Source organism: Variovorax sp. KBS0712 (assembly GCF_006323185.2).
Lineage (GTDB): Bacteria > Pseudomonadota > Gammaproteobacteria > Burkholderiales > Burkholderiaceae_C > Variovorax > Variovorax boronicumulans.
Window position 1 is genome coordinate 3,080,987 of sequence record NZ_VCCD02000001.1, and the last position, 23,918, is coordinate 3,104,904.

21 protein-coding genes and 1 pseudogene are annotated in these 23,918 nt (G+C 70.0%); 7 read left to right on the top strand and 15 right to left on the bottom strand.

Annotated elements, in window-relative coordinates:
* The first annotated feature begins 98 nt into the window (after positions 1 to 98).
* Positions 99 to 1,082: a LysR family transcriptional regulator gene (locus tag FFI97_RS14290; RefSeq protein ID WP_139701950.1), complete on the top strand. Its 984-nt coding sequence runs from the start codon at positions 99 to 101 to the stop codon at positions 1,080 to 1,082.
* Here FFI97_RS14290 and FFI97_RS14295 read toward each other — a convergent pair.
* Both FFI97_RS14295 and FFI97_RS14300 read right to left on the bottom strand, forming a co-directional pair.
* The gene (locus tag FFI97_RS14295; RefSeq protein ID WP_095744229.1) at positions 1,057 to 2,484 is read right to left on the bottom strand and encodes an alkaline phosphatase PhoX; all 1,428 of its coding nucleotides are present in this window, start codon (positions 2,482 to 2,484) and stop codon (positions 1,057 to 1,059) included. The two genes, FFI97_RS14290 and FFI97_RS14295, sit on opposite strands and share 26 nt — an antisense overlap.
* Before the next feature lie 136 nt (positions 2,485 to 2,620).
* The gene (locus tag FFI97_RS14300) at positions 2,621 to 3,136 is read right to left on the bottom strand and encodes a response regulator transcription factor (protein WP_139701951.1); all 516 of its coding nucleotides are present in this window, start codon (positions 3,134 to 3,136) and stop codon (positions 2,621 to 2,623) included.
* Between the two features lie 237 nt (positions 3,137 to 3,373).
* Here FFI97_RS14300 and FFI97_RS14305 point away from each other — a divergent pair, with 237 nt between their 5' ends.
* Entirely contained in the window at positions 3,374 to 4,411 is a 1,038-nt protein-coding gene (locus FFI97_RS14305; protein WP_095946785.1) for an AraC family transcriptional regulator, read from the top strand.
* Here the strand turns inward: FFI97_RS14305 and FFI97_RS14310 are convergent.
* The 8 genes from FFI97_RS14310 to FFI97_RS14345 form a co-directional block, all read right to left on the bottom strand.
* Positions 4,408 to 5,370: an ABC transporter substrate-binding protein gene (locus FFI97_RS14310; protein WP_139701952.1), complete on the bottom strand. Its 963-nt coding sequence runs from the start codon at positions 5,368 to 5,370 to the stop codon at positions 4,408 to 4,410. The genes FFI97_RS14305 and FFI97_RS14310 overlap by 4 nt on opposite strands.
* Positions 5,371 to 5,405: 35 nt before the next feature.
* Positions 5,406 to 6,548, bottom strand: a complete 1,143-nt coding sequence (locus tag FFI97_RS14315) for a c-type cytochrome (RefSeq protein WP_144004453.1) — start codon at positions 6,546 to 6,548, stop codon at positions 5,406 to 5,408.
* Positions 6,549 to 6,657: 109 nt separating this feature from the next.
* Positions 6,658 to 7,446: an ABC transporter ATP-binding protein gene (locus FFI97_RS14320; RefSeq protein ID WP_139701953.1), complete on the bottom strand. Its 789-nt coding sequence runs from the start codon at positions 7,444 to 7,446 to the stop codon at positions 6,658 to 6,660.
* Positions 7,440 to 8,504, bottom strand: coding sequence for an ABC transporter permease (locus FFI97_RS14325; RefSeq protein ID WP_139701954.1), 1,065 nt, complete (start codon positions 8,502 to 8,504; stop codon positions 7,440 to 7,442). Before FFI97_RS14325 ends, FFI97_RS14320 begins: the two co-directional genes overlap by 7 nt.
* Positions 8,501 to 9,502 (bottom strand): ABC transporter substrate-binding protein, encoded by a 1,002-nt coding sequence (locus FFI97_RS14330; protein WP_062482528.1) that lies wholly within the window; start codon positions 9,500 to 9,502, stop codon positions 8,501 to 8,503. The genes FFI97_RS14325 and FFI97_RS14330 overlap by 4 nt, the downstream gene beginning before the upstream one ends.
* Positions 9,503 to 9,534: 32 nt before the next feature.
* Positions 9,535 to 10,359, bottom strand: a complete 825-nt coding sequence (locus tag FFI97_RS14335; RefSeq protein WP_139701955.1) for a class II aldolase/adducin family protein — start codon at positions 10,357 to 10,359, stop codon at positions 9,535 to 9,537.
* 3 nt (positions 10,360 to 10,362) lie between these two features.
* Complete coding sequence (locus FFI97_RS14340; RefSeq protein ID WP_062482534.1) at positions 10,363 to 11,472, bottom strand: LLM class flavin-dependent oxidoreductase; 1,110 nt, start codon at positions 11,470 to 11,472, stop codon at positions 10,363 to 10,365.
* 33 nt (positions 11,473 to 11,505) lie between these two features.
* Positions 11,506 to 12,504, bottom strand: a complete 999-nt coding sequence (locus FFI97_RS14345; protein ID WP_062482537.1) for an ABC transporter substrate-binding protein — start codon at positions 12,502 to 12,504, stop codon at positions 11,506 to 11,508.
* Between the two features lie 147 nt (positions 12,505 to 12,651).
* On the opposite strand from FFI97_RS14345, the gene FFI97_RS14350 reads away from it, so the two are divergent.
* Genes FFI97_RS14350 through FFI97_RS14365 form a run of 4 tightly spaced genes read left to right on the top strand, consistent with a single transcriptional unit; the run spans position 12,652 to position 17,082 of the window.
* Entirely contained in the window at positions 12,652 to 13,884 is a 1,233-nt protein-coding gene (locus FFI97_RS14350) for an acyl-CoA dehydrogenase family protein (protein ID WP_139701956.1), read from the top strand.
* Positions 13,881 to 14,852, top strand: coding sequence for an ABC transporter substrate-binding protein (locus tag FFI97_RS14355; RefSeq protein WP_139701957.1), 972 nt, complete (start codon positions 13,881 to 13,883; stop codon positions 14,850 to 14,852). Before FFI97_RS14350 ends, FFI97_RS14355 begins: the two co-directional genes overlap by 4 nt.
* Positions 14,849 to 15,448: a cysteine dioxygenase gene (locus FFI97_RS14360; RefSeq protein ID WP_139701958.1), complete on the top strand. Its 600-nt coding sequence runs from the start codon at positions 14,849 to 14,851 to the stop codon at positions 15,446 to 15,448. Before FFI97_RS14355 ends, FFI97_RS14360 begins: the two co-directional genes overlap by 4 nt.
* The gene (locus FFI97_RS14365; RefSeq protein ID WP_139701959.1) at positions 15,445 to 17,082 is read left to right on the top strand and encodes a rhodanese-related sulfurtransferase; all 1,638 of its coding nucleotides are present in this window, start codon (positions 15,445 to 15,447) and stop codon (positions 17,080 to 17,082) included. Before FFI97_RS14360 ends, FFI97_RS14365 begins: the two co-directional genes overlap by 4 nt.
* A 72-nt stretch (positions 17,083 to 17,154) precedes the next feature.
* Here FFI97_RS14365 and FFI97_RS14370 read toward each other — a convergent pair whose 3' ends face one another.
* The 5 genes and pseudogenes from FFI97_RS14370 to FFI97_RS14390 all read right to left on the bottom strand — a co-directional run bounded on the left by FFI97_RS14370 (position 17,155) and on the right by FFI97_RS14390 (position 22,911).
* Complete coding sequence (locus tag FFI97_RS14370) at positions 17,155 to 18,624, bottom strand: DEAD/DEAH box helicase (RefSeq protein WP_139701960.1); 1,470 nt, start codon at positions 18,622 to 18,624, stop codon at positions 17,155 to 17,157.
* 130 nt (positions 18,625 to 18,754) lie between these two features.
* Positions 18,755 to 19,642 carry a neutral zinc metallopeptidase gene (locus FFI97_RS14375; RefSeq protein ID WP_095946773.1) on the bottom strand — a complete coding sequence of 296 codons (888 nt, stop codon included), beginning with the start codon at positions 19,640 to 19,642 and terminating at the stop codon, positions 18,755 to 18,757.
* A gap of 112 nt (positions 19,643 to 19,754) precedes the next feature.
* On the bottom strand, positions 19,755 to 20,321 hold the full coding sequence (gene dcd, locus FFI97_RS14380) for a dCTP deaminase (protein ID WP_099795730.1): 567 nt from the start codon (positions 20,319 to 20,321) through the stop codon (positions 19,755 to 19,757).
* Between the two features lie 85 nt (positions 20,322 to 20,406).
* Positions 20,407 to 21,693 (bottom strand): guanine deaminase, encoded by a 1,287-nt coding sequence (gene guaD / locus FFI97_RS14385; protein ID WP_139701961.1) that lies wholly within the window; start codon positions 21,691 to 21,693, stop codon positions 20,407 to 20,409.
* A gap of 102 nt (positions 21,694 to 21,795) precedes the next feature.
* Positions 21,796 to 22,911, bottom strand: a pseudogene (locus tag FFI97_RS14390) (BMP family ABC transporter substrate-binding protein).
* On the opposite strand from FFI97_RS14390, the gene FFI97_RS14395 reads away from it, so the two are divergent.
* Positions 22,910 to 23,848, top strand: a complete 939-nt coding sequence (locus FFI97_RS14395; protein ID WP_139701962.1) for a hypothetical protein — start codon at positions 22,910 to 22,912, stop codon at positions 23,846 to 23,848. The pseudogene FFI97_RS14390 and the gene FFI97_RS14395 sit on opposite strands and share 2 nt — an antisense overlap.
* Positions 23,849 to 23,918 lie beyond the last annotated feature (70 nt).

Below are 23,918 nucleotides of genomic sequence, written 5' to 3' on the forward strand. Positions count from 1 at the left end.
GAACCGGGGATCTGCGCAGCATAAAAAGCGCATACCTTTTCAACAATTGCTATTTTCTTGAGCTACCTTTGCATTCCTTGCAAACCTCACATCACCCCATGCCCAGCCGCCGCCTGCAGGAAACCTCGCTGCGCTACTTCCTCGAAGTGGCCCGCACGGGCTCGCTCACCGAGGCGGCCGCGCGGCTGAACGTCAGCATCTCGGCCATCAGCCGCCAGGTGGCCGCGCTCGAAACGCTGGTGGGCGCGCCGCTGTTCGAGCGCCGCCCACGCGGCATGGTGCCCAGCGCCGCGGGCGAGCTGCTGGCGGCGCACGCGCTGCGCGGCGCGCTGGAGGCCGAGCGCGTGCTGTCGGACATCCAGGCGCTGCAGGGGCCGCTGAGCGGTCGGGTGCGCATCGCCTGTTCCTCGGGCTTCGCCAACGAGTTCCTGCCGCGCACCATCGCGGCGTTCCGCGAACAGTACCCGGGCGTGCGCTTCCGGCTCGATGCCACCGGGCCGACGCAGGTGAGCGATGCCGTGCTGCTTGGCGAGGCGGACATCGGCCTGACCTACAGCCGCGCGGCGGTGCGCGGCATCCGGGTCGAGCATCGCCAGCCGGCGTCGGTGTTCGTGGTGATGCGGCCCGACCATGCGCTGGCCACCTCGCGCAGCGTGACGCTGGCGCAGATGCATCCGTTTCCCATCGCACTCAGCAGCCCCGAGAACACGGTACGCCAGTTGTTCGACGTGGCCTGCAGCAACCGCGGCCTCGTGTTCGACCCCGTGCTGGTGAGCAACCGCTTCGAGGCCATCGCCAATTTCGTGCTGCAGGGCGGCGGCCTGGGCATCACGGGCGAGATCACGGTGCGCGACCGCGTGCAGCGCGGCGAGCTGGTCGCGGCCGAGATCCGCGAGCCCGGCATGCGCGGGCGTTCGGTCGAGTTGCAGACGCTGGCCGATCGCACGCTGCCGGAGGTGGTGCGCACCTTCCTGGACTACCTGCGCGAGCAGTTGCCGGCGCCGGGTGCCAGTGCAGCGGTGAAGAAGACGCGGGGCGCACAGGCCCCGCGCCCCCTCACTTCGCCGCGAACGGCAGCGTGATCTCGAAGGTGATCCCGAGGCCGGTCTTGCCGACGCCGCGCTGCGAGCTGAAGTACAGGCGCGTGCCGTCGGGCGAGAGCGCCGGGCCGGTGACCTCGCTGTCGTCGTGGCCCTCCAGGCGCATGAGCGGCTGCGAAGTGCCGGCCTCGATGCGCAGCACGCCGATCTCGAGGTTGCCCGCGTCCTCCGCCACCAGGATGTCGCCGAGCGCCGAGATCGTCAGGTTGTCGGGCTCGTCGATCGAATGCGTGGCGGGGTCCTTGTCCTTGCCGTCGTAGATCACTTCGAGCGTCTCGTTCTTCGTGTCGTAGGCCCAGATGCGCGCATTGAACGAGGTCACGAAGTACACGATGCCGGCAAAGAACCAGATGCCCTCGGCCTTGGTGAAGATGGCGCCCGGCGGCGTGAAGCCCGCGGTGCGCATGCCGCTGCGCACGGTCGATTGCGCCTTGTCGGCGTTGATGACGTCCAGCCACTCCACGGGCTGCGGCTTGCTGAAGTCCTTGAGCGCTGCCTGGGCCGGTGCGGCCAGGTCGAGGTCGTTCGCGATGTCCTTGACCTTCAGCACCTGCAGCCGGCCGGTCTTCATGGCGGCGCGGTCGGCGCCCTCGGGCCAGTCGGTGGCGTCGCAGACGAAGCGGTAGACGCGGCCGCCCGAGGCGTCTTCGGTGAGGTAGAGCGTCTTGTGGACCGGGTCGACGCACACGGCCTCGTGCGCGAAGAGCCCCAGCGCGGGCAGGCTGGGCGCGCTGCTGGCGTCCACCCAGGGCTTGGCGGGATTGCATTCCCAGACCATGCCGCTGGCGTATTCCTCGCACGACAGCCAGGTGTTCCAAGGCGTGGGACCGCCAGCGCAGTTCGTCGTCGTGCCTTTCAGGATCGGGTACGAATCGACCACCGTGCCGTTCTTGTCGAAGCGCAATGCGCCGACGCCACCGCCGTTCGCCTTGATTTCCGAGTTGCTCACGTAGATCCAGCCGCCGTCGGCACCCGGGTACACGGCGCCGCCATCCGGCGCGCCATGCCACGTGTAGCTGCCCGCGGCCACGCTGCCCGACCGGGCGACGATGCGCGAGCTGAAGCCCTTGGGCAGCATGACGCCGTTGGCATCGGCGGGCTGCAGCTCGGAGAACTCAGCGAACGGACTCTTCTTGACGGGCGGCTCGACCGGTGCGGGCGCCGGAGCCGGTGCGTCCGGCGCAGGCGGCGGACTCGGCGGCAGGCCCGCCAGGGGCGGGAAGCCGACCGCACCGCCACCACCGCCGCCGCCGCAGGCAGCCAGAAAGGCCGGCAGCGTCACGGCGCCTGCGGTCGCGAAGGAGCGTTGCAGGAAGGCGCGGCGCTGGGGAAGGTCGAGGGGAATGGTGGGGAATGGCGAGCGAGGCTGCGTGGTGTCGGTCATGTTCTTTTCATCGGAGAAGTCAGTCGGTGGTCAGCTTGGCTGACGGCGCGATTCTTCTGAGGCCCGATGGCAGAACGGTGACAGTGGACAGGCGCGATGGCGATCACGCGGCGCTCGCGCCGCGCGCAGACCCCGCTCAGTTGCGAGCGGGGGTGGACACCGGAAACCTGATCACCCGGCGCTGCGCCGCGCCCGAGGGGCGCAGCAGCCCGCGCCGCGTGGCCTCGTGCACGGCCTGCGTGCGCGAATGGACCGACAGCTTGCGGTAGATGCTCTTGATCTGGCTGGCGACCGTGCTGTCGGAGCGGTGCAGCGCCTCGGCCACGCGCCGGTTGCTCCAGCCCTGGGCCACGAGCTCCAGCACCTTGAGTTCGCGCGGCGAGAGCAAGCCCTCGTCGCCGGCCTCTTCGTGCGCCCTGTCGAGCCCGTGCGCCGCCAGGGCCGCCTCCTCGATGTCGCACAGGATCTGCCGCGCCGTGCGCGCGGCCGCCCACACGTCGCCGCGCTCGACCGCCGCCATCAGGTTGGCCAGCTCCAGTTGGTTGGCCTGGGCAAAGAGCCGCGCCGCGGCGTTCGCGGCCACGGCGGGGCTCAAGGGCGGTGCGTCGTCCAGTTCCGAAATGGCACGCAGCTCGGCGCTTCCTTTGGACATGTCAATGCTCGCTCGGTCGATCAACGCTAGGGGAAAAAGTAAACCCGGCGTCCCTCTGCCACGAAATGCAATGCAAGGACGCCTCTCGCGAGCCTGAGGTCGCTTTGTAAACAGCCTTGACCTTCCGTCTCAGTTCTTGGGAGAATTTCGCAAAATCTGTGATTTTTTAACGCTTAGTTAGTACTATTTGGCGGGCATGGACCCTCCAGCCCCTTGGCGCCGCTCCGACCTCGCCCTATGACGCACAGCGCCGCCACGGCCCCCGAACGTCCCCTCTGTCCCCCGGGCGTGGCGCACAGCCATTTCGACGTGCACGCAGAGCCGCCCGACCGGCAGTTCCTGGCCTGGCGCGCGCGCGTCGGCCATGTGATGGACGCCCTGCCCTCGCGCGACGCGCTCGAGCGCCCCTTCCACGCCGCGATCGACCGCTACGACGTGGGCGGCCTGGTCTTCACCGAATGCCGCTCCGACACGCTGGTGCTGGAGCGCTCGCTGGCCCGCGTGTCGACCGACAGCGTGCGCGACTTCGTGTTCCATGTGTTCGAGGAAGGCGGCGTCGACGACCTGCGGGTGCGCGCCACGCCGGGTGCGCGCCGCAAGGGCGAACCGCCGCCCGCCCCCGCCGGCACGCCCACGATCCTTGCGCTGGACATGAACCAGCCGGTGCGCATGCGGCGCCACGACTGCCGGGTCCACACCTTCTTCGTGCCCGGCGCGCTGGTGCAGGAGAGCTTCCCCGACCCCGAGGCCCTGCACGGGCGCACGCTGGCCTGCACCACGCCGCTGGCGCGGCTGGCGGCCGGGCATGCGATCTCGCTGGCGCGCCACATCGGCGGCATGACGCCGGCGGCGGCCCAGAGCGCGGTGCGCACGGGCGCGCAGCTGGTGGTGTCGGCCTTCGGCAAGCAGGCCGGCTTCGACGGCAACGCGCGCGCGGCGGCACGCGCCGCCATGTTCGACCGGGTGCGCCGCCATGTGCAGACCCACCTGCACCGCGCCGACCTCACGCCCGAGAGCGTGCTGGCCGCGCTGCAGCTGCCGCGCCCCACGCTGTACCGCATGTTCCAGCACGAAGGCGGGCTGGGCAGCTACATCCGCAGCCTGCGGCTGCGCCAGGCGGCGAGCGACCTGGCGCGCTACCCGCATGTGATGGTGACCGACATCGCCTACGGCGCGGGCTTTCGCAGCGCCTCGGACTTCAGCCGCGCCTTTCGCCGCGCCTACGGCATCGCGCCGCAGGACTTCCGCGTGCAGGCGCTCGAACGGCGGTTCTAGGCCGCCGTGCCGAAGCCCGTGTCGAACGTGCCCTTCACGTCGAGCGGCTGCTTGATGAGCCCCACCTGCCGGTAGAAATCGGCCGTGCCCTGCTGGTCGGCGATGACCTGCGCGTCGATGGGAATCCACTGCTGTTGGCGGCGCTCGAACTGCAGCTTCGCCGCCTCGGGCGGAATGCCGATGATGCGTGCCAGCGTGGCCGAGAACGCATCGACGTTGCGGTACGACCAGCGCTGCGCCTTCACCACGCGCTGCAGAAAGTCCTGCAGCACCGGCCGCTTGGCGGCAATGGCGGCGTCGGTCGCGGCGAGGTAGCTCAGCCCCGGCAGCAGGCCGCGCCCGCTGACCAGCACGCGCGCATGGCGGCTGATTTCGGCCAGCGCGGTGTAGGGCTCCCACGTGGCCCAGGCATCGACCGAGCCCTGCGTGAGCGCGAGCTTGGCGTCGGCCGGCGCGAGGAAGCGGATGTTCACGTCCTCGGGCTTCAGGCCCGCCGCCGTGATCGCCTTGAGCGTGACGTAGTGGCCGATGGAGCCGCGGTTGGTGGCGACGCTCTTGCCCTTGAGCTCGGCAGCGCTCTTGAGCGGCGAATCGGGCCGCACCAGCACCGCCGTGCCGTAGGCGTCCGAGCGGTTCGCACCGATGGCCTTGACGCGCGTGCCGGCCGCGAGCGCGAAGATCAGCGGCGCATCGCCGATCGGGCCCGAATCGACCGCGCCCGCGTTGAGCGCTTCGGCCAGCGGCGCGGCGGCGGGGAACTCCGACCACTGGATGTCGTAGCCCAGGCCCTCGAGCCCGCCCGCCGCTTCGAGCAGCGCGCGCAGCCCGCCCTTCTGGTCGCCGGCCTTGAGCACCGGGCGGCCTTGTGCACGCACGAAGGCGGGCAAGGTGGCGGTCGTGGCAGCAGCAAGGCCGCCGGCAAGCAGCTGGCGGCGCGATCGGTCGAGGTGCGAGGTCATGGGTTCGTTCTCCGTAGAAGCAGTAAAAAATGAAATCAGTGGATGAAGCCGCCCTTGACGAAGCGCACCGGCTCCGCGTCCATGCGGGCAATGAGCGCGCCCAGGCCATCGGGTGGCAACACGGCGCCTTTCGCCGAGGCGGCCGGCAGGCTGTCGCTGCGGCACAGCAGGTCGTCGTCGGACCAGCCGGCCTGCCCCGGCTGGCCGCGCACGCGCAGCCAGCCGTCGCGGTCGGCGATGAGCTGCATGCCCGCAAGCTGGTCGGTGCCGGCGATGAGCGCCAGCGCCTCCCAAGCGGCCGGTGAGTCGGCCACGCAATCGGCGGTGATGCCCGCCGCCTTCGCCCCGGGCGGCAGCAGCTGCACCGTCACTAGGCGCGGGTCTTCGCTGGGCGCGACGGCGCCCGCCACGACGCGCACGCGCTGCCCGCGCCACTGCGCGAGCGACCGGGGCGCCTGCGCGCCGCAGCGCACCGCCATGTCGGGCAGGCCGACGGGCTGTGGCCAGTGACCCTGCGCGCGCAGGCTCTGACCCGCGCCTTGCGCCTTCATGTAGTCGATGAGCGCCCAGGCATCGGCCGCGTCGAGCGGGCCGCCGAAGCCGGGCATGGTGGCGGTGCCGTGAAGCACGCGCCAGAGCAGGTCGCCATCGGCGCGGCGCCACAGCAGCGGGCCCGTGAGGTTCGGCGGCCACACGGCCAGCGAGGCGGCCAGCGGCCCTTCGCCCTTGCCGTCCGCACCGTGGCAGCTCACGCAGTGCTGCGCGTAGAGCACGCGGCCTTGCGCGATCGATGTGGCCGTGAAGCCGGTCGGCGACGCGTGGAAGCTCGCCGGCGTTGCAGGCACGAGCACGACGTTGGCGTGGGGCCAGGGCGCGGCGATCAGCAGCATCGGCACCAGCGCGAGCAGGTACCAGCGCGGGCGCCGCCAGAGCAACGCGACCGACAGCAGCAGCACCGCCACGCCGACGCACACCAGCGTCCACGCGAGGCTGCGCGCCTGCCCCAGGTCGATCAGCAGGTTCTCGCCCGACAGCCGGTGCGCCCACGGCCACGCCGGCTGGCCGTTCACCTTTTGCACGAGGCCGAGCGCATCGAGCACGCGCAGCAGTTGCACCTGGGCGCCCTGGAGCAGGTCGATCAGGAAATTGAGCCAGTCGGCTTCCGGCAGAGCGTTCATATCTGTTCAAGGGGGCCGCCGCGCACGGCCGCCCGAAGCGGCCGGCCCGCCCCCGGTAGGGGGTTGGCGAAGCGACACGAAGTGCGCGCAGCCTGGGGGCGAGCTACATCTACCAGGTGGCGTCGAGCCCCAGGTGGCGCAGCGCTTCGTGGCGCAGTTCAGCCAGACGCGCGTGGCCGCGATGCCGCGGATACGGCAGGTCGACCACGAGCTCCGCCGCGATGCGCGCCGGCCGGTCGCTCAGCACGATCACGCGGTTGGCAAGGAACAGCGCCTCTTCCACGTCGTGCGTCACCAGCAGCGCCGAGAAGCCCGCGCGCTGCCACAGGTTGACCAGCTCGCTCTGCATCGCGATGCGCGTGAGCGAGTCGAGCTTGCCCAGCGGCTCGTCGAGCACCAGCAGTTGCGGGTCGTTGACCAGCGCACGCGCCAGCGCCACGCGCTGCGCCATGCCGCCCGAGAGCTGGTGCGGAAAGGCCTTGGCGAAGTCGGTGAGGCCGACGAGCTTCAGCGCCTCGTCGACGCGCCCGCGCTGTGCCTTGAGCACGCCGCGCGCCTGCAGGCCGAGCGCCACGTTGTCCCACACGCTGCGCCAGGGGTAGAGCGTCGGGTCCTGGAAAACGACGATGCGCGACGGGTCGGGCCGCGTGATGGGCGCGCCGTCTTGCGTGATGCGACCGGCCGTGGCGGGCTCCAGCCCAGCCACGAGGCGCAGCAGCGTCGACTTGCCGCAGCCGCTCGGCCCGAGCAGCGCGACGAACTCGCCGGGCTTCACCGTGAGGTCGACGTCGTCGAGCACCTGCAGCGGCCCGGCCGGCACATCGAACCAGTGGCTCACGCCCTGGATGTCGATCTGCGCGCCGGCCTGGCGCACGTTGGCTTCAGCGGTGGCTACCATTTCACGGTCCCCTTCTGCCACGACAGCACACGGTCGCGTACCTTGAACAGCAGCGTGATCAGGCCCGAGCACAGCAGCGCCATGACGATCAGCGCCGCGTACATGTTCGAGTACGAGGCCCAGCCCTGCGCCCACGACAGATAGAAGCCCAGCCCGGCCTTCACGCCCATCATCTCGGCCGTCACCAGCACCGAGAAGGCGGCGCCCAGGCCCATGAACAGGCCCACGAACACCTGCGGCAGCGCGGCAGGAATGGCCACGCGCAGCACCAGGAAACGCTCGCTCGCGCCCATGGTGCGCGCCACGTCGTAGTAGTTGCGGTTGACGCCCGCCACGCCCGACCACGTCAGCACCGCCACCGGAAAGCCCGTGGCCAGCGCGATGAGGAACACGGCCGCCGCGTAGCTCGACGGAAAGAAGAAGAACGCCAGCGGCAGCAGCGCCGAAGCAGGCACCGGCCCCACGAAGCGCAGCACCGGATGCACCCAGTAGCCCGCGATGCGCGACCAGCCGATGGTCACGCCCGTGAGAAAGCCCGCCAGCGCGCCCAGCACGAAGCCGTGGGCGAGCAACCGCGCCGAATGCGCCAGGCTTTCGCCGAGGCGGCGCCAGTCGTCGATGTAGGTTTCGATGAGGCTCTGCGGCGGCGCGAAGAACGGCGTGGGCAGCAGCGCGAGCTTGGCAGTGGTGATCTCCCAAAGGGCAAACAGCACCGGCAGCGCGACCAGCCACGGCCCGGCCGGGCGCAGCGTGCGCGCCACGCGGCCCGCGCGCGTGCCGAGCAGCGCCACGAGCAGCAGCAGCGCGCCGATGGCGATGGCGGCGATGCCGAATTCGTCGGTGTAGGCCCAGTCGCTGAAGCCCACGGCCTTGTTGGGCCAGTAGACGGTGAGCAGGCCCAGCGCGACCCAGCCCGCGCTCGCGAGCGCGCCGGTGCGCCAGAAGCCTTCGGCGGGGCGCGCGAACACGGCGGCCGGCGCGGCCTTCTCGATGCCGGGGCGGCGCCAACTGCCCGGCGCCGGCGGTGCTTCCAGCACCCGGTCGATGACGGCGCTCATGCCAGCGGATCGAAAGACACGTGCTCCGCGAAGCGCACCGGGTCGGTGGTCTTCTTGAGCACGCCGACGCCGCGGAAGTCGCGCGCGTAGAACTCCACCTCGTCGCGCAGCTTGCGGCCCAGCGGGTGGTGGTTGTGCGTGAGTGTGCCCAGCAGCGCGCGCAGGTCTTCGACCGGCACCTTGGGCGAGTACTTGGCGAAGAGCTTGGCCGACTCGTTCGGGTTCTCGGCCACGTAGTCGGAGGCCTGCGCGATGGCGCGCACCAGCGAGGCAACGGTCGCCTTGTCCTTGCGCACCAGCTCGCCGCGCGCGCCGACGATGCAGCAGACCTTGTCCTTGTACTCGCCCGAGAGGTTGCTCGCGAGCTCGACGAAGGTGCCCTGGTTGCGCTTCTCGATCAGGTACACGTTAGGGTCGCCGTCGGCAATGGCGTGGATCTCGCCCTTCTTCACCGCGATGTCGAGCAGGTCGGCCGGGTACTGGCGCCAGGTCACGTCGCGGTCGGCGTCGATGCCGTTCTTCGCGAGCAGGATCGAGAAGAAGTTCTTGCCCGGGCTCGCGATGTCCGACACGCCGATGATCTTGCCCTTGAGGCTGGCCAGGCTGGTGGCGCCCGCGTCCTTGGCGCCCACCAGGCGCACGCAGCCGCCGTGCGAGCTGCCGACGATCTTCACGTCGAAGCCCGATTCGAGCGGCTTGAGCCAGCGGTGGATCATGCCCACGGCCGCGTCGGCCTTGGCGGTGGCGAGCGACTCGAGCAGCTGGTCGGTCGAGCCCGTGTAGTTGATGAGGTCCACCTGCAGGCCGTTGCGCTCGAAGTAGCCGCGCTCCTGCGCCACCACCACGGGCGAGAGGCAGAACGCGGCGGCGTTCCAGGCAAAGGTGAGCTTGCGCGCCTGCTGCGAGAAGGCCTGCGAGGCAATGAGGCCGCCCGAGGCGACCACGGCGGCAGCGGCGCCGGTGCGCAGCACGCTGCGGCGGGAAAGGGATGCGTTCATCGGGGAAAGGCTCCGGGGGTTCGTCGTCATCGTCAAAGCAGGAGTTCGGGTTCGGCCTCGACCAGGCCTTCGTACAGGCTGTCGAAGGAATGGATCGCGCCTTCGGGCCCGCCGATCTGGCCGTGCGTGTGGCGCGCGGTGGCCTCGTCGATCGGCTGCGGCGTGCCTGCCGCCTCGGCCAGCAATTGCGTGTGGCAAGCGTTGTCCAGCGCGATGTACCACCACGCGGCGGCCTCCACGGTGGGGCCAGCCGTCAGGATGCCGTGGTTCTTGAGGATCGCGCCTTTCTTGTCGCCCAGCGCGCGGGCGATGCGATCGCCCTCGCTGGTGTCGACCACCATGCCGGTGAAGTCGTCGAACAGCGCCACGTCGTCGTGGAACACGCAGGCATCCTGCGTGAGCGTGTCGAGCTTGCGGCCCAGCGTGGACCAGGCCTTGCCGTAGGTCGAGTGCGTGTGGGCGGCGGCCACGATGTTCGGGTTGTGCTCGTGGATCGCGGCGTGGATGGCGAAGGCGGCCTTGTTGAGCGGCCGGTCGCCGACGACCGTTTCGCCCTTCGAATTGACCAGCAGCAGGTCGGACACCTTGATGCGCGAGAAGTGCACGCCCAGCGGGTTGACCCAGAAGTGATCGGTCAGCTCGGGGTCGCGCGCCGTGATGTGGCCGGCCAGGCCCTGCGCGAAACCGAAGCGCGCGAACAGGCGGAAGGCGCCCGCCAGGCGCTCCTGCCGGTGGCGGCGCTCGGCCTGCACGGTGGGGCGCGGCGGGATGGGGTCGAACCAGTGCTTCTGCTGCGGGTTCGCGTGCAGCTTCAGCGGCTGGGCCGCGCTGCGGTCGATGGACAGGACGGCGCTCATGGCTCAGGCCGCCTTGCGCTGCGACTGCAGGCGCTGCGCGACGAGTTCACGCGTGCGCGGAATCAGCGCGCGGCCGTAGTCGGTCGCGTCTTCGAGCGGATCGAAGCCACGGATCAGGAAGGTGGTCACGCCCAGGTCGTAGTAGTCGAGCAGCGCGTCGGCCACCTGCTCGGGCGTACCGACCAGCGCGGTGCTGTTGGAGCGCCCACCGATCTCCTGCGCGACCGCGGTCCACAGGCGCTTGTCCAGGCGCGAGCCCTTCTCGGCCGCGGCCAGCAGGCGCTTGGCGCCTTCGCTCTGTTGCGGGCCGCCGCGGTTGTAGCCCTGCACCACGCGCAGGCGCTTCGTCTCCGCCAGGATGTTCTCGGCGCGCGCCCAGGCGGCCTCTTCGGTGTCCGCCAGGATCGGGCGGAACGACACCGAGAAGCGCACGCTGCGCCCATGCTTGGCGGCCTCGGCGCGCACGCGCGTCGTGAGCTCGCGCGCCTGGTCGAGCGATTCGCCCCACAGCGCGTACACGTCGGCGTACTTGCCCGCGACCGGAATCGCCGCCTCCGACGCGCCGCCGAAGTACACGGGCACGTGCGGCTTGCCGTGGCGGGTCTGCACCGGCTTCACTTCGGAGAACGCGTTCTGGAAGCGGTAGTGCGCGCCTTCGTGGTCGAAGGGCTTCTCGGCCGTCCACACCTTGTGCAGCACCTCGAGGTATTCGTCGGTGCGGGCATAGCGCTGGTCGTGGTCGAGCCAGTCGCCGTCGCGCTTCTGCTCCTCGTCGGAGCCGCCCGAGATGTAGTGCACACCCAGCCGGCCGCCGCTGAACTGGTCGAGCGAGGCGAACTGGCGCGCCGCGAGCGTGGGCGCCACGAAGCCTGGGCGGTGCGCGAGCATGAAGTGGATGCGCTCGGTCACCGAGGCCGCATAGGCCACGGTGAGCGTGGCGTCGGGGCTGGTGGAATGGTGCGGCACCAGCACGCGGTCGAAGCCGGCGTTTTCGTGCGCCTGCGCGAAGGCGCGCACGTAGTCGCGGTCGATGGCCGGGCCCTTGGCGGCGTGGATCTCCGAGACCTTCTGGCCCTGGATCATGCCGATGAATTCAACGTCGTTCTGGCTCATGGTGTCCTCGTGGATGCGGATGGAATGAAGGGGTCAGGCGGCAGGAAGTCGCAGGAGGTTTTCGAAGCGGCGGTCCCACAGCGGCTTCACATCGGCCGGGCCGTCGAGCACGCCGATCTTCTGGAAGGTGTCGGCCACGTCCTGGTGGCTGCGCACCACGGCGTCGGTGACGGGGCCCAGGCTGTAGTCGCCGCTGCGGCCGTTGAACAGCTCGACCAGGTCGCCCACGGGCACGCGCGTCTCGGCCGACTGCGCGCGGGCGTAGGCCAGGAAGTTGCCGTTGATCCAGGCGAACGCGCGCTGCAGGCGCTGCAGCAGGTCGCCCAGCGCCGCGCGGCGCAGCGTGTCGTCGAGCGCGCGCGGGTTGGCGTAGATGGGGAAGTTGCCCGACAGGTAGCCCACGCCGGTCTTGAGCGTGCGCGCGCCGTACTGGGTGCGCGCGAGCTGGCCGTTGTAGCCGTAGATGGCCCAGGCATCGAGGTCGCCGCGCGCAAAGGCCGAAAGCCCGTCGGCCGGCGTGAGGCTCACGGGCTGGATGTCGGCGAACGACAGGCCCGCCTCGGCCAGCTGCTTGGCCAGGTAGTAGTGCGAGGTAGTGGCGCGCACGTAGCCCACGCGCTTGCCCTTGAGGTCGGCGATGCTGCGGATGGCCGAGTCCTTGCGCGCCAGCGTGGCCTGGTTGTTGAGGTCTTCGTGCGTCACGGCCACGAGCCGCACGCTCGACTTCTGCCGCGCCGCGAACACCGGCGGAATCTCGCTGCCCGAGCCCAGGTCGAGCGCGTCGCCGTTGATGGCCTCGATGTGCAGCACGCCGTTGTTGAGCTCTCGCCAGTCGATCTTGTAGGGCGTGTCGGCCTGGCCCGAGGCCGTGAGCAGCGGCCGCCACAGGCCCTTGTAGGTGCCCACGCGCAGGGTCACGCCCGACAGGTCGCGCGAGGGCGCGGCGGCCTGCGCCACGCCCGAAGCCGCCACGCCCCATGCGGCGGCGGCCTGCAGCAGGCGGCGTCGGTCCAGCGGGAAATCGGGTGTCATGCCTTGTGTTCTTTCTTCTTCACTCACTCACGAGGAGAAGCGAGACCGTACCGAGGCAGGCCCCGAAAACGAACGCAGAAAAACGAATTTGGATATGCGCGATGCATCCTTCGCGCGCTGGCAGCGGGCCTTTACCGTGCGGGCACCATGAGTGCACTCCCCTTGCGCCGCGCGCCGGCCGTTCCCGAAACAGACACCCCGCCCTCCGTCGACCTCAGCGTGCTGGCCCGCCTGTCGGCGCAGTTCGCGGCCACGGCCGAAGACCACGACCGCAGCGGCGCCTTTCCGCGCCAGAACTTCGAGTCGCTGCAGGCGCACGGCCTGGTCGGCCTCGTCGCGCCCGCCGCATACGGCGGCGGCGGCGCCACGCTGGCCGCGGCGCGCCGCGTGATCGCGGCGGTGGCGCGCGGCGAACCCGCCACCGCGCTGATCCTCACCATGACCTACCTGCAGCACCAGGCGCTCGCGCGCCGCGAGAGCCGCTGGCCCGCGCACCTGCGCGAGCGCGTGGCACGCGACGCGGTGGTGCACGGCGCGCTCATCAACGCGCTGCGCGTGGAGCCCGCGCTGGGCTCGCCCGCGCGCGGCGGCCTGCCCGGCACCGTGGCGCGGCGCGCGCCCGAGGGCTGGCGCATCGACGGCCACAAGCTCTACACGACCGGCATCGAGGGCCTGTCGTGGCTCGCGGTCTGGGCCCGCACCGACGAGCCCGCACCACGCACCGGCGTGTTCCTGGTGCCGCGCGACGCGCCCGGCATCCGCGTGATCGCGAGCTGGGACCACCTGGGCCTGCGCGCCTCGGGCAGCCACGAGGTGGTGTTCGAAGACGTCGCCATCGCCGCCGACCACGCCGTCGACCTGCGCGCGCCCGCCGACTGGGCGCCCGGCGCCGGCAGCCAGACCGACATCGACGCCCATGCGGCGCAGCAGGCCTGGATGGTCGTGCTGCTGGGCAGCCTCTACGACGCCGTGGCGCGCGCCGCGCGCGACTGGCTGGTCGACTTTTTGAACCGGCGCGCGCCCGGCAGCCTGGGCGCGCCGCTGGCCAGCCTGCCGCGCGTGCAGGAGCAGGTGGGCGAAATCGAAGCGCTGCTGCGCACCAACCGCGTGCTGCTCGACGACGCGGCGGCCGCGGTCGACAGCGGCCACACACCGCACGCGACCGACAGCGGCCTGCTCAAGCACACCGTGACCACGCACGCCATCCGCGTGGTCGAGCTGACGCTGCAGCTGAGCGGCAACCACGGCCTCACGCGACAGAACCCGCTTGAACGCCACTACCGCGACGTGCTGTGCAGCCGCATCCACACGCCGCAGAACGACGCGATCCTGGTCGCGGCGGGCCAGCGTGCGTTGCAGGCATCGGGAGGTGCCGCATGAGCGCGCTGCCAATTTCTCGCCGCACCTGGCTCGCGCAAGGCGCCGCGCTGTCGCTGGCCGTGGCCGGCCCGCTGCGCGCGGTGGCGCAACCCCAGGCCACGCTGGTGCTCGGCGACCAGGCCGGCGGCCTGCGCTCGCTGTTCGAGGCCTCCAAGGCCCTCGACGACGCGCCCTTCGCCTACCGCTGGGCCAACTTCCAGGGCGCCGCGCCGCTGTTCGAGGCGCAGCGCAGCGCCGCCGTCGACACCGCGATGGCCGGCGACCTGCCCGTGCTCGCGGCGGCCGTCGGCAAGACGCCGCTGAAGATCGTCGCCACGCGCGTGGGCAAGGCCGAGTCGCTGGGCATCGTGGTGCAGCCCGACTCGCCGCTGCGCCGCGTGGCCGACCTGCGCGGCCAGACGGTGATCGTCTCGTCGGCGCGCGGCAGCATCTCGCAGTACCAGCTCTACGGCGCGCTCGAAGAGGCCGGCGTGCGGCGCGACGAGGTCACGGTGAAGTTCGTGCTGCCCACCGACGCGGCGGCCGCGTTTGCCTCCAGGCAGATCGACGCCTGGGCCATCTTCGATCCCTACTACGCCATCGCGCTGCAGCAGGGCGGGCGCATCCTGCGCGACGGGCGCGGCATCAACACGGCGCTGGGCTTCATCACCGCGAGCGAGCATTCGCTGGCCGATGCGGCCAAGCGCGCGGCCATCGTGCAGTTTCTCGACCGGCTCGCCCGCGCGGGCGACTGGGCGCTGGCCAACCCCGAGGCCTATGCGCAGGCCTACAGCCAGCTCACGCGGCTGCCGATCGCGTCGGCGCGCCTCATCACGGCGCGCGCCTCGGTGGCAGGGCGGCCCGTGAGCGAGGCCGACATCGCCGCGCTACAAACTGTGGCAGACCGCTCGGCGCGTGACGGTATCCTTCCCACACGCGTGGATGTGCGCGCGATCACCGACACCCAACTCTGGAAACGCCCCGCATGATTGCTCCGCTGCGCGATTTCGTCGGCGCCTTCGGCCGGCTGCTCGACAGCCGGCCCGACGAGCCGCGCATCCTGTCCGAAGGCAGCGCGCTGCTGCGCACGCTGGTGGCGCGGGACGACTGGCTGCCCGACGCCTTCGCCGTGGCCGACCCGACCTACTACCAGCAGTTCCTGCTGCACGCCGACAGCACCGAGCGCTTCTCGGTCGTGAGTTTCGTCTGGGGACCGGGCCAGGCCACGCCGATCCACGACCACACGGTGTGGGGCCTCATCGGCATGCTGCGCGGCGCCGAGTACAGCCAGCCTTATGCGCTCGACGCCGACGGCACCGCGCGGCCCCGGGGCGAGCCGGTGCGGCTCGACGCGGGGCATGTCGAGGCCGTGTCGCCCACCGTGGGCGACCTGCACCGCGTGCACAACGCGCATGCCGACCGCGTGTCGATCAGCATCCACGTGTACGGCGCCAACATCGGCGCTGTGCGCCGCCACACCTACCCGGCCGAAGGCGGGCGCAAGCCCTTCGTCTCCGGCTACTCCAACACGCTGCTGCCCAACCTGTGGGACCGCTCCGCCGAACTCCGAAACACTGCCGCATGACGACGACAACGACCGCCTCCTTTCCCCTGCTGCCCTTCGCCGCGCTGCGCGAACGGCTGATCGCGCGCGAGGAGACCGCGCTGCTCGACCTGCGCGAGGAAGACCCCTTCGCCCAAGAGCATCCGCTGTGGGCCGCCAACCTGCCGCTGTCGCGCATCGAGATCGAAGCGTGGCGGCGCATTCCGCGACGCGACACCTTCATCGTGTTGTACGGTGCGCACGACGGTGTCGATCTCGCGCCGCTGGCGGCACGCACCTTCGCCGCGCTGGGCTACACCAACGTGCACCTGCTCGACGGCGGCCTCGAGGGCTGGCGCGCAGCGGGCGGCGAGTTGTTCCGCGACGTGAACGTGCCGAGCAAGTCCTTCGGCGAGCTGGTCGAGCACGAGCGGCACACGCCGTCGCTGTCGGCGCCCGAGGTGAAGGCGCTCATCGACAGCCGCGCCGACGTGGTCGTGCTCGACGCGCGCCGCTTCGACGAATACCAGACCATGAGCATCCCCTCGGCCACCAGCGTGCCGGGCGCGGAACTGGTGCTGCGCGTGCGCGAGCTCGCGCCCGACGCGGCCACGCGCGTGATCGTGAACTGCGCGGGCCGCACGCGCAGCATCATCGGCACGCAGTCGCTCGTGAACGCGGGCATCCCGAACCCGGTCGCGGCGCTGCGCAACGGCACCATCGGCTGGAAGCTCGCGGGCCAGGTGCTCGACCACGGCGCCGGCCGGCAGGCACCGGCCACGGTGACGGACGCGAACCGCGCGCAGGCACAGGCCGACGCGCGCCGCGTGGCCGATGCCGCGGGCGTGCGCCGCATCGCGCTCGACGCACTCGGCACGCTCGAGGCCCCGGGCCGCACCGTGTACCGCTTCGACGTGCGCACGCCCGAGGAATACACCGCCGGCCACCTGCCCGGCTTCGCGAGCGCGCCCGGCGGGCAGCTCGTGCAGGAAACCGACCACCAGGTGCCGGTGCGCGGCGCACGCGTCGTGCTGGCCGACGACGACGGCGTGCGCGCATCGATGAGCGCCTCATGGCTCGCGCAGATGGGCTGGGAGGTGTACGTGCTCGATGCGGTGCCGCCGGCCGCCGCGCTCAGCGAGACCGGCACGCCGACATCGGCCTACCCGCCCGTCGCGGCCACGGTCGCCGAGATCACACCCGAGGCACTCGCCGCGCTGCTGAAGCAGCAGCCCGCCACCGCCGTGATCGACGTGACCACGAGCGCCAACTACGTGAAGCGCCACATTCCCGGCGCCTGGTACGCGATCCGTGCGCAGCTCGCCCAGGCGCTCGACCGCCAGGCCCTTCCGTCCGCCCCGCGCTACGTGCTGACCTGCGGCAGCAGCCTGCTCGCCCGCTACGCCGCCGCGGACCTGCGCGCCCTGCTCGACGCACGCGGCCAGCGCGACGTGGAAGTGCAGGTGCTCACGGGCGGCAACACCGCCTGGTTCGCCGCCGGGCTGCCGGCCGAGACCGGCGAGACCCGCCTGGCCACCGCCCGCACCGACCGCTACCGCCGGCCCTACGAAGGCACCGACGCGCCCGTCGAGGCCATGCAGGGCTACCTGGACTGGGAGTACGGGTTGGTGGAGCAGCTGGGGCGCGACGGCACGCATCACTTCCGCGTGGCCTGAGCGCGCGCAGCGCAGACGAAAAAAAGCCGGGCATGCCCGGCTTTTCTGCTTTCACTGTCGCGCGACCCCGGCTCAACCCGGCTCGGCCGCCTTGAACAGTGCCGCGACCTTGCGCTTGCTCTTGATGTTGCTCGAGATGCCGCGTGCGGGCGCGGCCTTGGCCGACGCTTCCCAGGCCGGTGCGGCTTCGCGCTCGCCGGATTCGTAGGGCTTGTCGAAGAACGGATCGCGCGGCGCGGACGGCGCACGGTGCGGGCGGCCACCACCGCTCATGCTGCGGCGGGTGTCGGCTTCGCGGCGTTCGCGCGGCTGGTCGAGCACGTCGCGTGCGTCGCCGGCTTCGCCTTCTTCGCGCCAGTGGCGGCGTCCGTCGTTGATGCGGCCACGCGGGCGGTCTTCTTCGAACTCGACGGGCTCGAGCTCGATCTTCTTCTTGATCAGCTTCTCGATGTCGGCCACCAGGCGCGCATCGTTGCCGCCGCTGGCGAAGCTCACGGCCAGGCCGGAGGCGCCGGCACGGCCCGTGCGGCCGATGCGGTGCACGTAGTCTTCGGCGTTGAACGGGATGTCGAAGTTGAAGACGGCGGGCACGTCCTTAATGTCGAGGCCGCGAGCCGCGACGTCGGTGCACACCAGCAGGTCGACTTCGCCGGCCTTGAACGAGGCGAGCGCCTTCAGGCGTTCGTCCTGGCTCTTGTCGCCGTGCAGTGCGGTGGTACGCAGACCGTCGCGCTCCAGCGAGCGTGCGAGGCGCGCGCAGCCGAGCTTGCTGTTGACGAACACGAAGGCCTGCGTAATGCCGCGCTGCTTGACGATCTGCTTGAGCGCACGGCGCTTGTCGTCGTCGGAGACGCTGTAGAAGTGCTGTTCGACGGTGGAGGCCGTTTCGTTCGGCCGCGCCACTTCGATGGTCACCGGGTTCTGCAGGTAGCTGCTGGCCAGCCGCTTGATCTCGGGCGAGAAGGTGGCCGAGAACAGCAGCGTGGTGCGCTGTTTGGGCAGGTAGCTCAGGATGCGCTGCAGGTCGGGCAGGAAGCCGATGTCGAGCATGCGGTCGGCCTCGTCGAGCACGACGTATTCGACCTGGTTGAGCACGGCGTTCTTGGCTTCGATGTGATCGAGCAGTCGACCCGGCGTGGCCACGAGCACTTCGACGCCCTTCTTCAGCTCCAGCGTCTGGGGCTTCATGTCGATGCCGCCGAACACGACCGTGCTGCGCAGGTTGGTGTACTTGGCGTACAGCTTGACCTGTTGCGCGACCTGGTCGGCCAGCTCGCGCGTGGGCAGCAGCACCAGCGCACGCACCGGATGCCGCGCGGGCGAGGTGGAGGCGTTTTCGTGCTTGAGCATGCGCTGCAGCAAGGGCAGCGAAAACGCCGCCGTCTTGCCGGTGCCGGTCTGCGCGGCGCCCATCACGTCCTGGCCTGAAAGCACGACCGGAATGGCCTCTGCCTGGATGGGCGTCATGGTCTCGTAGCCCATTTCGGCCACGGCGCGGGCCAGCGGTTCTGCCAGCGAAAGATTGGAGAAGGACATTGTCATTGAGCCTTCTATTGTCGCACTGCCGCAAAAAACGGCAGTGACAACGAAACGACAACATCCGCGCAGGCCGAATTGCTATTTATTCAATAGCAAAGACTCCAATGAAATCAGGGCTCTCGGGAGACAATCTTTACAGATTGCGCGCGTTGAAGGTGTCGCAGGACTTCATTTCACCCGTCTGGTAGCCCGTGCCGAACCAGCGTTGGCGCTGTGCACTGGAGCCGTGGGTGAAGCTATCGGGCACCACGGCGCGGCCCGCGGAACGCTGCAGGGCGTCGTCGCCGATCTTCTGCGCGGCGTTCATGGCGGCCTCGATGTCGCCCGGGTCGAGCCACTTCTTCGACTCCTGCGAGTGGTGCGCCCACACGCCCGCGAAGCAGTCGGCCTGCAGCTCGACGCGCACGCTGATGGCGTTGTTCTGCGACTGGCTCAGGCGCCCGCGCATGCCGTCGACCTTGGCGGTGATGCCGAGTTCGTCCTGCACGTGGTGGCCGACCTCGTGCGCGATGACGTACGCCTGCGCGAACTCGCCCGGCGCGCCGAGCTGGTTCTTGAGGGTGTCGTAGAACGCCAGGTCGATGTAGACCTTCTTGTCGCCCGGGCAGTAGAACGGCCCCATGGCCGATTGCCCGGTACCGCAGGCCGTGGGCGTGGCACCGCGGAACAGCACGAGCCGGGGCGCCTGGTAGCTGCCGCCGCTCTTGCGGAAGAGATCGGTCCAGACCACCTCGGTATTCTTCAACACGGTGGAGACGAAGGCCGCCTCGCGGTCGCCGGTGGGCGGCTTGGGCGCGGGGCCTTGCTGCTGTTGCTGCACCTGGACCGGGTCGCCGCCGCCGCTGAGCAGGCTCAGCACGGTGAGCGGGTTGATGCCGAAGATCCAGCCGGCGATGAGCGCGACCGCGATGGTGCCGATGCCGATGCCGCGCCCACCGATGAAGCCGCCGCCTCCGCCGCCACCCCCGCCGTCACGGCGGTCTTCGACGTTGTCGGATTGTTCGTTGCCTTCCCATCTCATCGCAGTCTCCTTGCCGGCTTGCTGAACGGCGTATTTGCCGGCACGTCGCAGGATGGTACTTGGCCCGGCCGCCCGGAACGTAACCGGCGGTCAGGATGCCCGTATCAGGCTGTCAGGTCTTGGGCAGCGTGACGCCGCGCTGGCCCTGGTACTTGCCGCCGCGGTCCTTGTAGCTGGTCTCGCAGACCTCGTCGCTCTCGAAGAACAGCACCTGCGCGCAGCCTTCGCCCGCGTAGATCTTGGCGGGCAGCGGCGTGGTGTTGCTGAATTCCAGCGTCACGTAGCCTTCCCACTCGGGCTCGAACGGGGTCACGTTGACGATGATGCCGCAGCGCGCATACGTGCTCTTGCCCAGGCAGATGGTCAGCACGTTGCGCGGGATGCGGAAGTACTCCACGGTGCGCGCCAGCGCGAAGCTGTTGGGCGGGATGATGCAGTAGTCGCCGTGCATGTCGACGAAGCTCTTCTCGTCGAAGTTCTTCGGGTCGACCACCGTGCTGTGGATGTTGGTGAAGACCTTGAACTCGGGCGCGCACCGGATGTCGTAGCCGTAGCTCGAGGTGCCGTAGCTGATGATCTTGTGGCCGTTGTTCTCGCGCACCTGGCCCGGTTCGAAGGGATCGATCATTCCTTCGTTCTCGGCCATGCGCCGGATCCATTTGTCGCTCTTGATGCTCATATGCGCTCGCTGATGCTGCTGCGGGGGAAATCGGGGCCGAATTGTGGCATGGGCGCCCTGCGCGCCCTCCCCCCGCAGGCGCCGCTCAGCCCGCCTGCGAAATCACCGTGCGCTCGACCAGCCGGTCGTCGCCCAGCACGATCATCGCGAACAGCAGCTCTTCGAGGTTGTTGGCCAGCGAGGTCTTGCGCGCCAGGAGCGGCGTGGCGGACGGGTTCAGCACCAGGAAGTCGGCCTCGCAGCCCGGCTGCAGGTTGCCGACCACGCCGCCCAGCCCCAGCGAACGCGCCGCGCCGCCGGTGTGGTGCCACCACAGCCGCGAGGGCGCGATGCTCAGGCCGGTCTTGGTCTGGCCCTCGCGGCCCACGTAGTACGCGGCCAGCATGGTGTGGAAGGGGCTGAAGCTGGTGCCGCCGCCCACGTCGCTGGCCAGGCCGTAGGGTTGCTCGAGGCGGTCGGCCGCGCCGAAGTCGAAGAAGCCGCTGCCCAGGAACAGGTTGCTCGTGGGGCTCACGGCGGCGGCCGTCTTCGTCTCGTGCATGAGCGCACGGTCGGTGTCGTCCAGGTAGATGCAGTGGGCGTACACGGCACGCTCGCGCAGCAGGCCGAAGTCGGCGTACACGTCCAGGTAGGAGCGCGACTTGGGGTACAGCTCGCGCGCCCACTTCACCTCGTCGCGGTTCTCGGCCACGTGCGACTGGATCCAGGTGTCGCCGTACTTCGCGGCCAGCTCGCCGGCGCCGCGCATCTGCGCGTCGGTGCTGGTGGGCGCAAAGCGCGGCGTGATGGCGTAGCCCAGACGATCGACGTTGTGCCACTTGCGGATCAGCGCCTCGGTGTCGACCAGGCTCTGCTCGGTGTCGTCGCGCACGCCGTCGGGCGAGTTGCGGTCCTGCAGCACCTTGCCGGTGATCATGCGCAGCTGGCGGCGCTGTGCGCTCTCGAAGAAGGCGTCGACCGAGGCGACGTGCGAGGTCGCGAAGGTCAGCGAGGTGGTCACGCCGTTGCGCAGCAGCTCGTCGAAGAACACGTCGGCCACCACGCGCGAGTGCGCGGGGTCGGCGAACTTGCTTTCGGCCGGGAAGGTGTAGTTCTCGAGCCAGGGCAGCAGGCCGGCGGCGGGCGCGCCGATGATGTCGGTCTGCGGGTAATGCACGTGCATGTCCACGAAGCCCGGCGCCAGGATGCGGCCCGGCAGGTGGGTGGTGTGGGCGCCAGCATGGCGCTGCGACACGTCGGCATGGCTGCCGGCGTCGAGCACGCGCTGGCGGCCGGTGCTGTCGGGGGCGACGACCAGCAGGCCGTCCTCGTCGAAGACAGGCAGGCCGGCGGCGTCGAATCGCAGGAGGGAGGCGCGGTAGGCTTTTTTCATCGTGGATGCGGAGGGTAATCCAGCCCCGGACGGCGGGAATTGCCCTGCGCGTATGAGTGCTATACGCGCAACGCTCTCTTCAGGCGGGGCAAAAGGCCGCGCTCAGCGCGTCACCCGCCCCTGCACGCCCTCGGCCAGCCAGTTCATCTGCAGGATCTGCTCGTCGCTCAGCTGCACGCCCTTGGCGATCGCGACGCGGCCTTCGTTGTCGCGCACATCGGCCGCCGCCGCGCGGAACGGCTGCAGCTTGCCCGCCGCGATGTCCTTCTGCCGCGCCAGCACCTCTTCTTGCACGGCCTTGGGCACCTTGGTACCGAAGTCGCCGACGCGGATCATTCCTTCCTTCACGCCGCCCCAGAGGTTGCCGCTCTTCCAGGTGCCGTCGAGCACGGCCTTCGCGCGCTGCGTGTAGTAGCCACCCCACTGGTGCGTGACCGCGACGATCTGCGCGTCGGGCGCGATCTTGCGCATGTCGGAGTGGTAGGCCACGGCCATCTTGCCGCGCTCCTGCGCGGCGGCCATCACGGCGGTGGAGCCGGTGTGGAAGGCGAGCACGTCGGCGTTCTGGTTGAACAGCGCCATCGCCGCGTCGCGCTCCTTCGGCGGATCGAACCACTCGTTGAGCCACACCACGATCACCTTGGCCTTCGGGTTCACCGAGCGCATGCCGAGCGTGAAGGCGTTGATGCCCTGCAGCACCTCGGGAATCGGAAAGCCCGCGACGTAGCCGGCCACGTTGGTCTTCGTCATGCGCCCGGCCGCGATGCCCGCGAGGTAGCGGCCCTCGTAGTAGCGGGCGTTGGCGGTGGCGACGTTGGGCGCGGTCTTGTAGCCGGTGATCGATTCGAACTTCACGCCAGGAAAGTCCTTCGCGACCTTCAGCGTCGGCTCCATGTAGCCGAAGCTGGGCGTGAAGATCAGCTAGCTGCCCTGCTGCGCAAGATCGCGGATCACGCGCTCGGCGTCGGCGCCCTCGGGCACGTTCTCGACGAAGACGGTGTTCACGCGGGGGCCCAGCGCGGCCTCGACGGCCTTGCGGCCTTCTTCATGCTGGCGCACCCAGCCGGCATCGGTGACCGGCGTGACGTAGACAAAGCCGATCTTCAGCGCGTCCTTGGCGGGAGGCGGCTTCGGCGGCGCGGTCTGGGACAGGGCGGGAGATAAAAAGCAAGCGGCTGCCAGCGCCAGAACGGCGCGGCCCGCGAGGTTTTTGTACATGGTGTTCCTCTACATGGCCCCGGAAAAGCAAAACCCCGCAGCAGGCCGGGACGCCCTGCTGCGGGGTTCGGATTTTAATGCCGCAGCCTCCCGCCAGCCATGGCCGCCGCAGAACGCGAACGCATCCTGCCGAACAGACGCATCGGATGCCGCGGCCAGGAACGCCGCACACTCACTACGATCCGTGCCTCCGCATCACACCCTGCCAGCCATGACCCTCAGCATGCATTTCGACTTCACGCCGCTGCCCCGAACGCCCGTGCTCGAGCCATGCATCGTCGCCAACGCGGCGGGCTACGACCTCTTCACCAACGAGACCGTCACCCTGGCCTTCGGCACGAAATGCGTGATGGTGAAGGCCAAGAACCGCGATCCGATCCCCTTGCCCTACTTCGAGCTGGCCGAGCTCACGATCGAGAACCGCGAAGTCGCGACAACGGGCGAGACCACGCAAGGCCTGGCGGGCCGGGAACACATCTCCGCCACGACGCAACCGACCCTGCAGAGCTTCATTTCCTTCGTCACGCATCTCGGCGAACTGCACCTGTTCTACCGCGGCATGCCGCCGACCGTGCTGCGCATGGCACTGGCCGAGGCCTTCGCCGTCTGGCGCCAGCACCAGCCGGAATGGCTCGAGAAACGACGCAAGGTCGTGGACGCCTATGCCGACAGCGAAGGACTGGACGCGCAGACACGCGACGCGCTGAAAGCAAGATTGCTGACGCCGATCGTGCCGCCTGCGTCGGCCGCGCCGCTCTCGTTTCCTTCCGCGGGCTTCCCCACCGACGACATGCCGGCGCCGGACACCTTCGACCCCGCGACCCGCCTCGGCGTGTGCCCCTCGTGCAATGCGGAGATTCCGTACTTCTCCGAGGAATGCCCCCAGTGCCGGGCGCTTTTCGGACCGGACTCCGCATGGCAGGTGCGGCCGCTCTGACCGCCCCTGAAGTGAAGCCAGGCTGGCGGAGTTCCCGGGGCACGTCTTCTTCGTGCACGACCGACGGCCT

Excerpts from the sequence above, each read along its gene's own strand:
- FFI97_RS14290 (WP_139701950.1), top strand. The coding sequence starts at position 99 with ATGCCCAGCCGCCGCCTGCAGGAAACCTCGCTGCGCTACTTCCTCGAA.
- FFI97_RS14370 (WP_139701960.1), bottom strand. The coding sequence starts at position 18,624 with ATGACAATGTCCTTCTCCAATCTTTCGCTGGCAGAACCGCTGGCCCGC.
- FFI97_RS14350 (WP_139701956.1), top strand. The coding sequence starts at position 12,652 with ATGAGTGCACTCCCCTTGCGCCGCGCGCCGGCCGTTCCCGAAACAGAC.
- FFI97_RS14310 (WP_139701952.1), bottom strand. The coding sequence starts at position 5,370 with ATGACCTCGCACCTCGACCGATCGCGCCGCCAGCTGCTTGCCGGCGGC.
- FFI97_RS14315 (WP_144004453.1), bottom strand. The coding sequence starts at position 6,548 with ATGAACGCTCTGCCGGAAGCCGACTGGCTCAATTTCCTGATCGACCTG.
- dcd (WP_099795730.1), bottom strand. The coding sequence starts at position 20,321 with ATGAGCATCAAGAGCGACAAATGGATCCGGCGCATGGCCGAGAACGAA.
- FFI97_RS14340 (WP_062482534.1), bottom strand. The coding sequence starts at position 11,472 with ATGAGCCAGAACGACGTTGAATTCATCGGCATGATCCAGGGCCAGAAG.
- FFI97_RS14335 (WP_139701955.1), bottom strand. The coding sequence starts at position 10,359 with ATGAGCGCCGTCCTGTCCATCGACCGCAGCGCGGCCCAGCCGCTGAAG.
- FFI97_RS14395 (WP_139701962.1), top strand. The coding sequence starts at position 22,910 with ATGGTGTTCCTCTACATGGCCCCGGAAAAGCAAAACCCCGCAGCAGGC.
- FFI97_RS14355 (WP_139701957.1), top strand. The coding sequence starts at position 13,881 with ATGAGCGCGCTGCCAATTTCTCGCCGCACCTGGCTCGCGCAAGGCGCC.
- FFI97_RS14300 (WP_139701951.1), bottom strand. The coding sequence starts at position 3,136 with ATGTCCAAAGGAAGCGCCGAGCTGCGTGCCATTTCGGAACTGGACGAC.
- FFI97_RS14320 (WP_139701953.1), bottom strand. The coding sequence starts at position 7,446 with ATGGTAGCCACCGCTGAAGCCAACGTGCGCCAGGCCGGCGCGCAGATC.
- FFI97_RS14295 (WP_095744229.1), bottom strand. The coding sequence starts at position 2,484 with ATGACCGACACCACGCAGCCTCGCTCGCCATTCCCCACCATTCCCCTC.
- FFI97_RS14330 (WP_062482528.1), bottom strand. The coding sequence starts at position 9,502 with ATGAACGCATCCCTTTCCCGCCGCAGCGTGCTGCGCACCGGCGCCGCT.
- FFI97_RS14365 (WP_139701959.1), top strand. The coding sequence starts at position 15,445 with ATGACGACGACAACGACCGCCTCCTTTCCCCTGCTGCCCTTCGCCGCG.
- guaD (WP_139701961.1), bottom strand. The coding sequence starts at position 21,693 with ATGAAAAAAGCCTACCGCGCCTCCCTCCTGCGATTCGACGCCGCCGGC.
- FFI97_RS14375 (WP_095946773.1), bottom strand. The coding sequence starts at position 19,642 with ATGAGATGGGAAGGCAACGAACAATCCGACAACGTCGAAGACCGCCGT.
- FFI97_RS14345 (WP_062482537.1), bottom strand. The coding sequence starts at position 12,504 with ATGACACCCGATTTCCCGCTGGACCGACGCCGCCTGCTGCAGGCCGCC.
- FFI97_RS14360 (WP_139701958.1), top strand. The coding sequence starts at position 14,849 with ATGATTGCTCCGCTGCGCGATTTCGTCGGCGCCTTCGGCCGGCTGCTC.
- FFI97_RS14325 (WP_139701954.1), bottom strand. The coding sequence starts at position 8,504 with ATGAGCGCCGTCATCGACCGGGTGCTGGAAGCACCGCCGGCGCCGGGC.
- FFI97_RS14305 (WP_095946785.1), top strand. The coding sequence starts at position 3,374 with ATGACGCACAGCGCCGCCACGGCCCCCGAACGTCCCCTCTGTCCCCCG.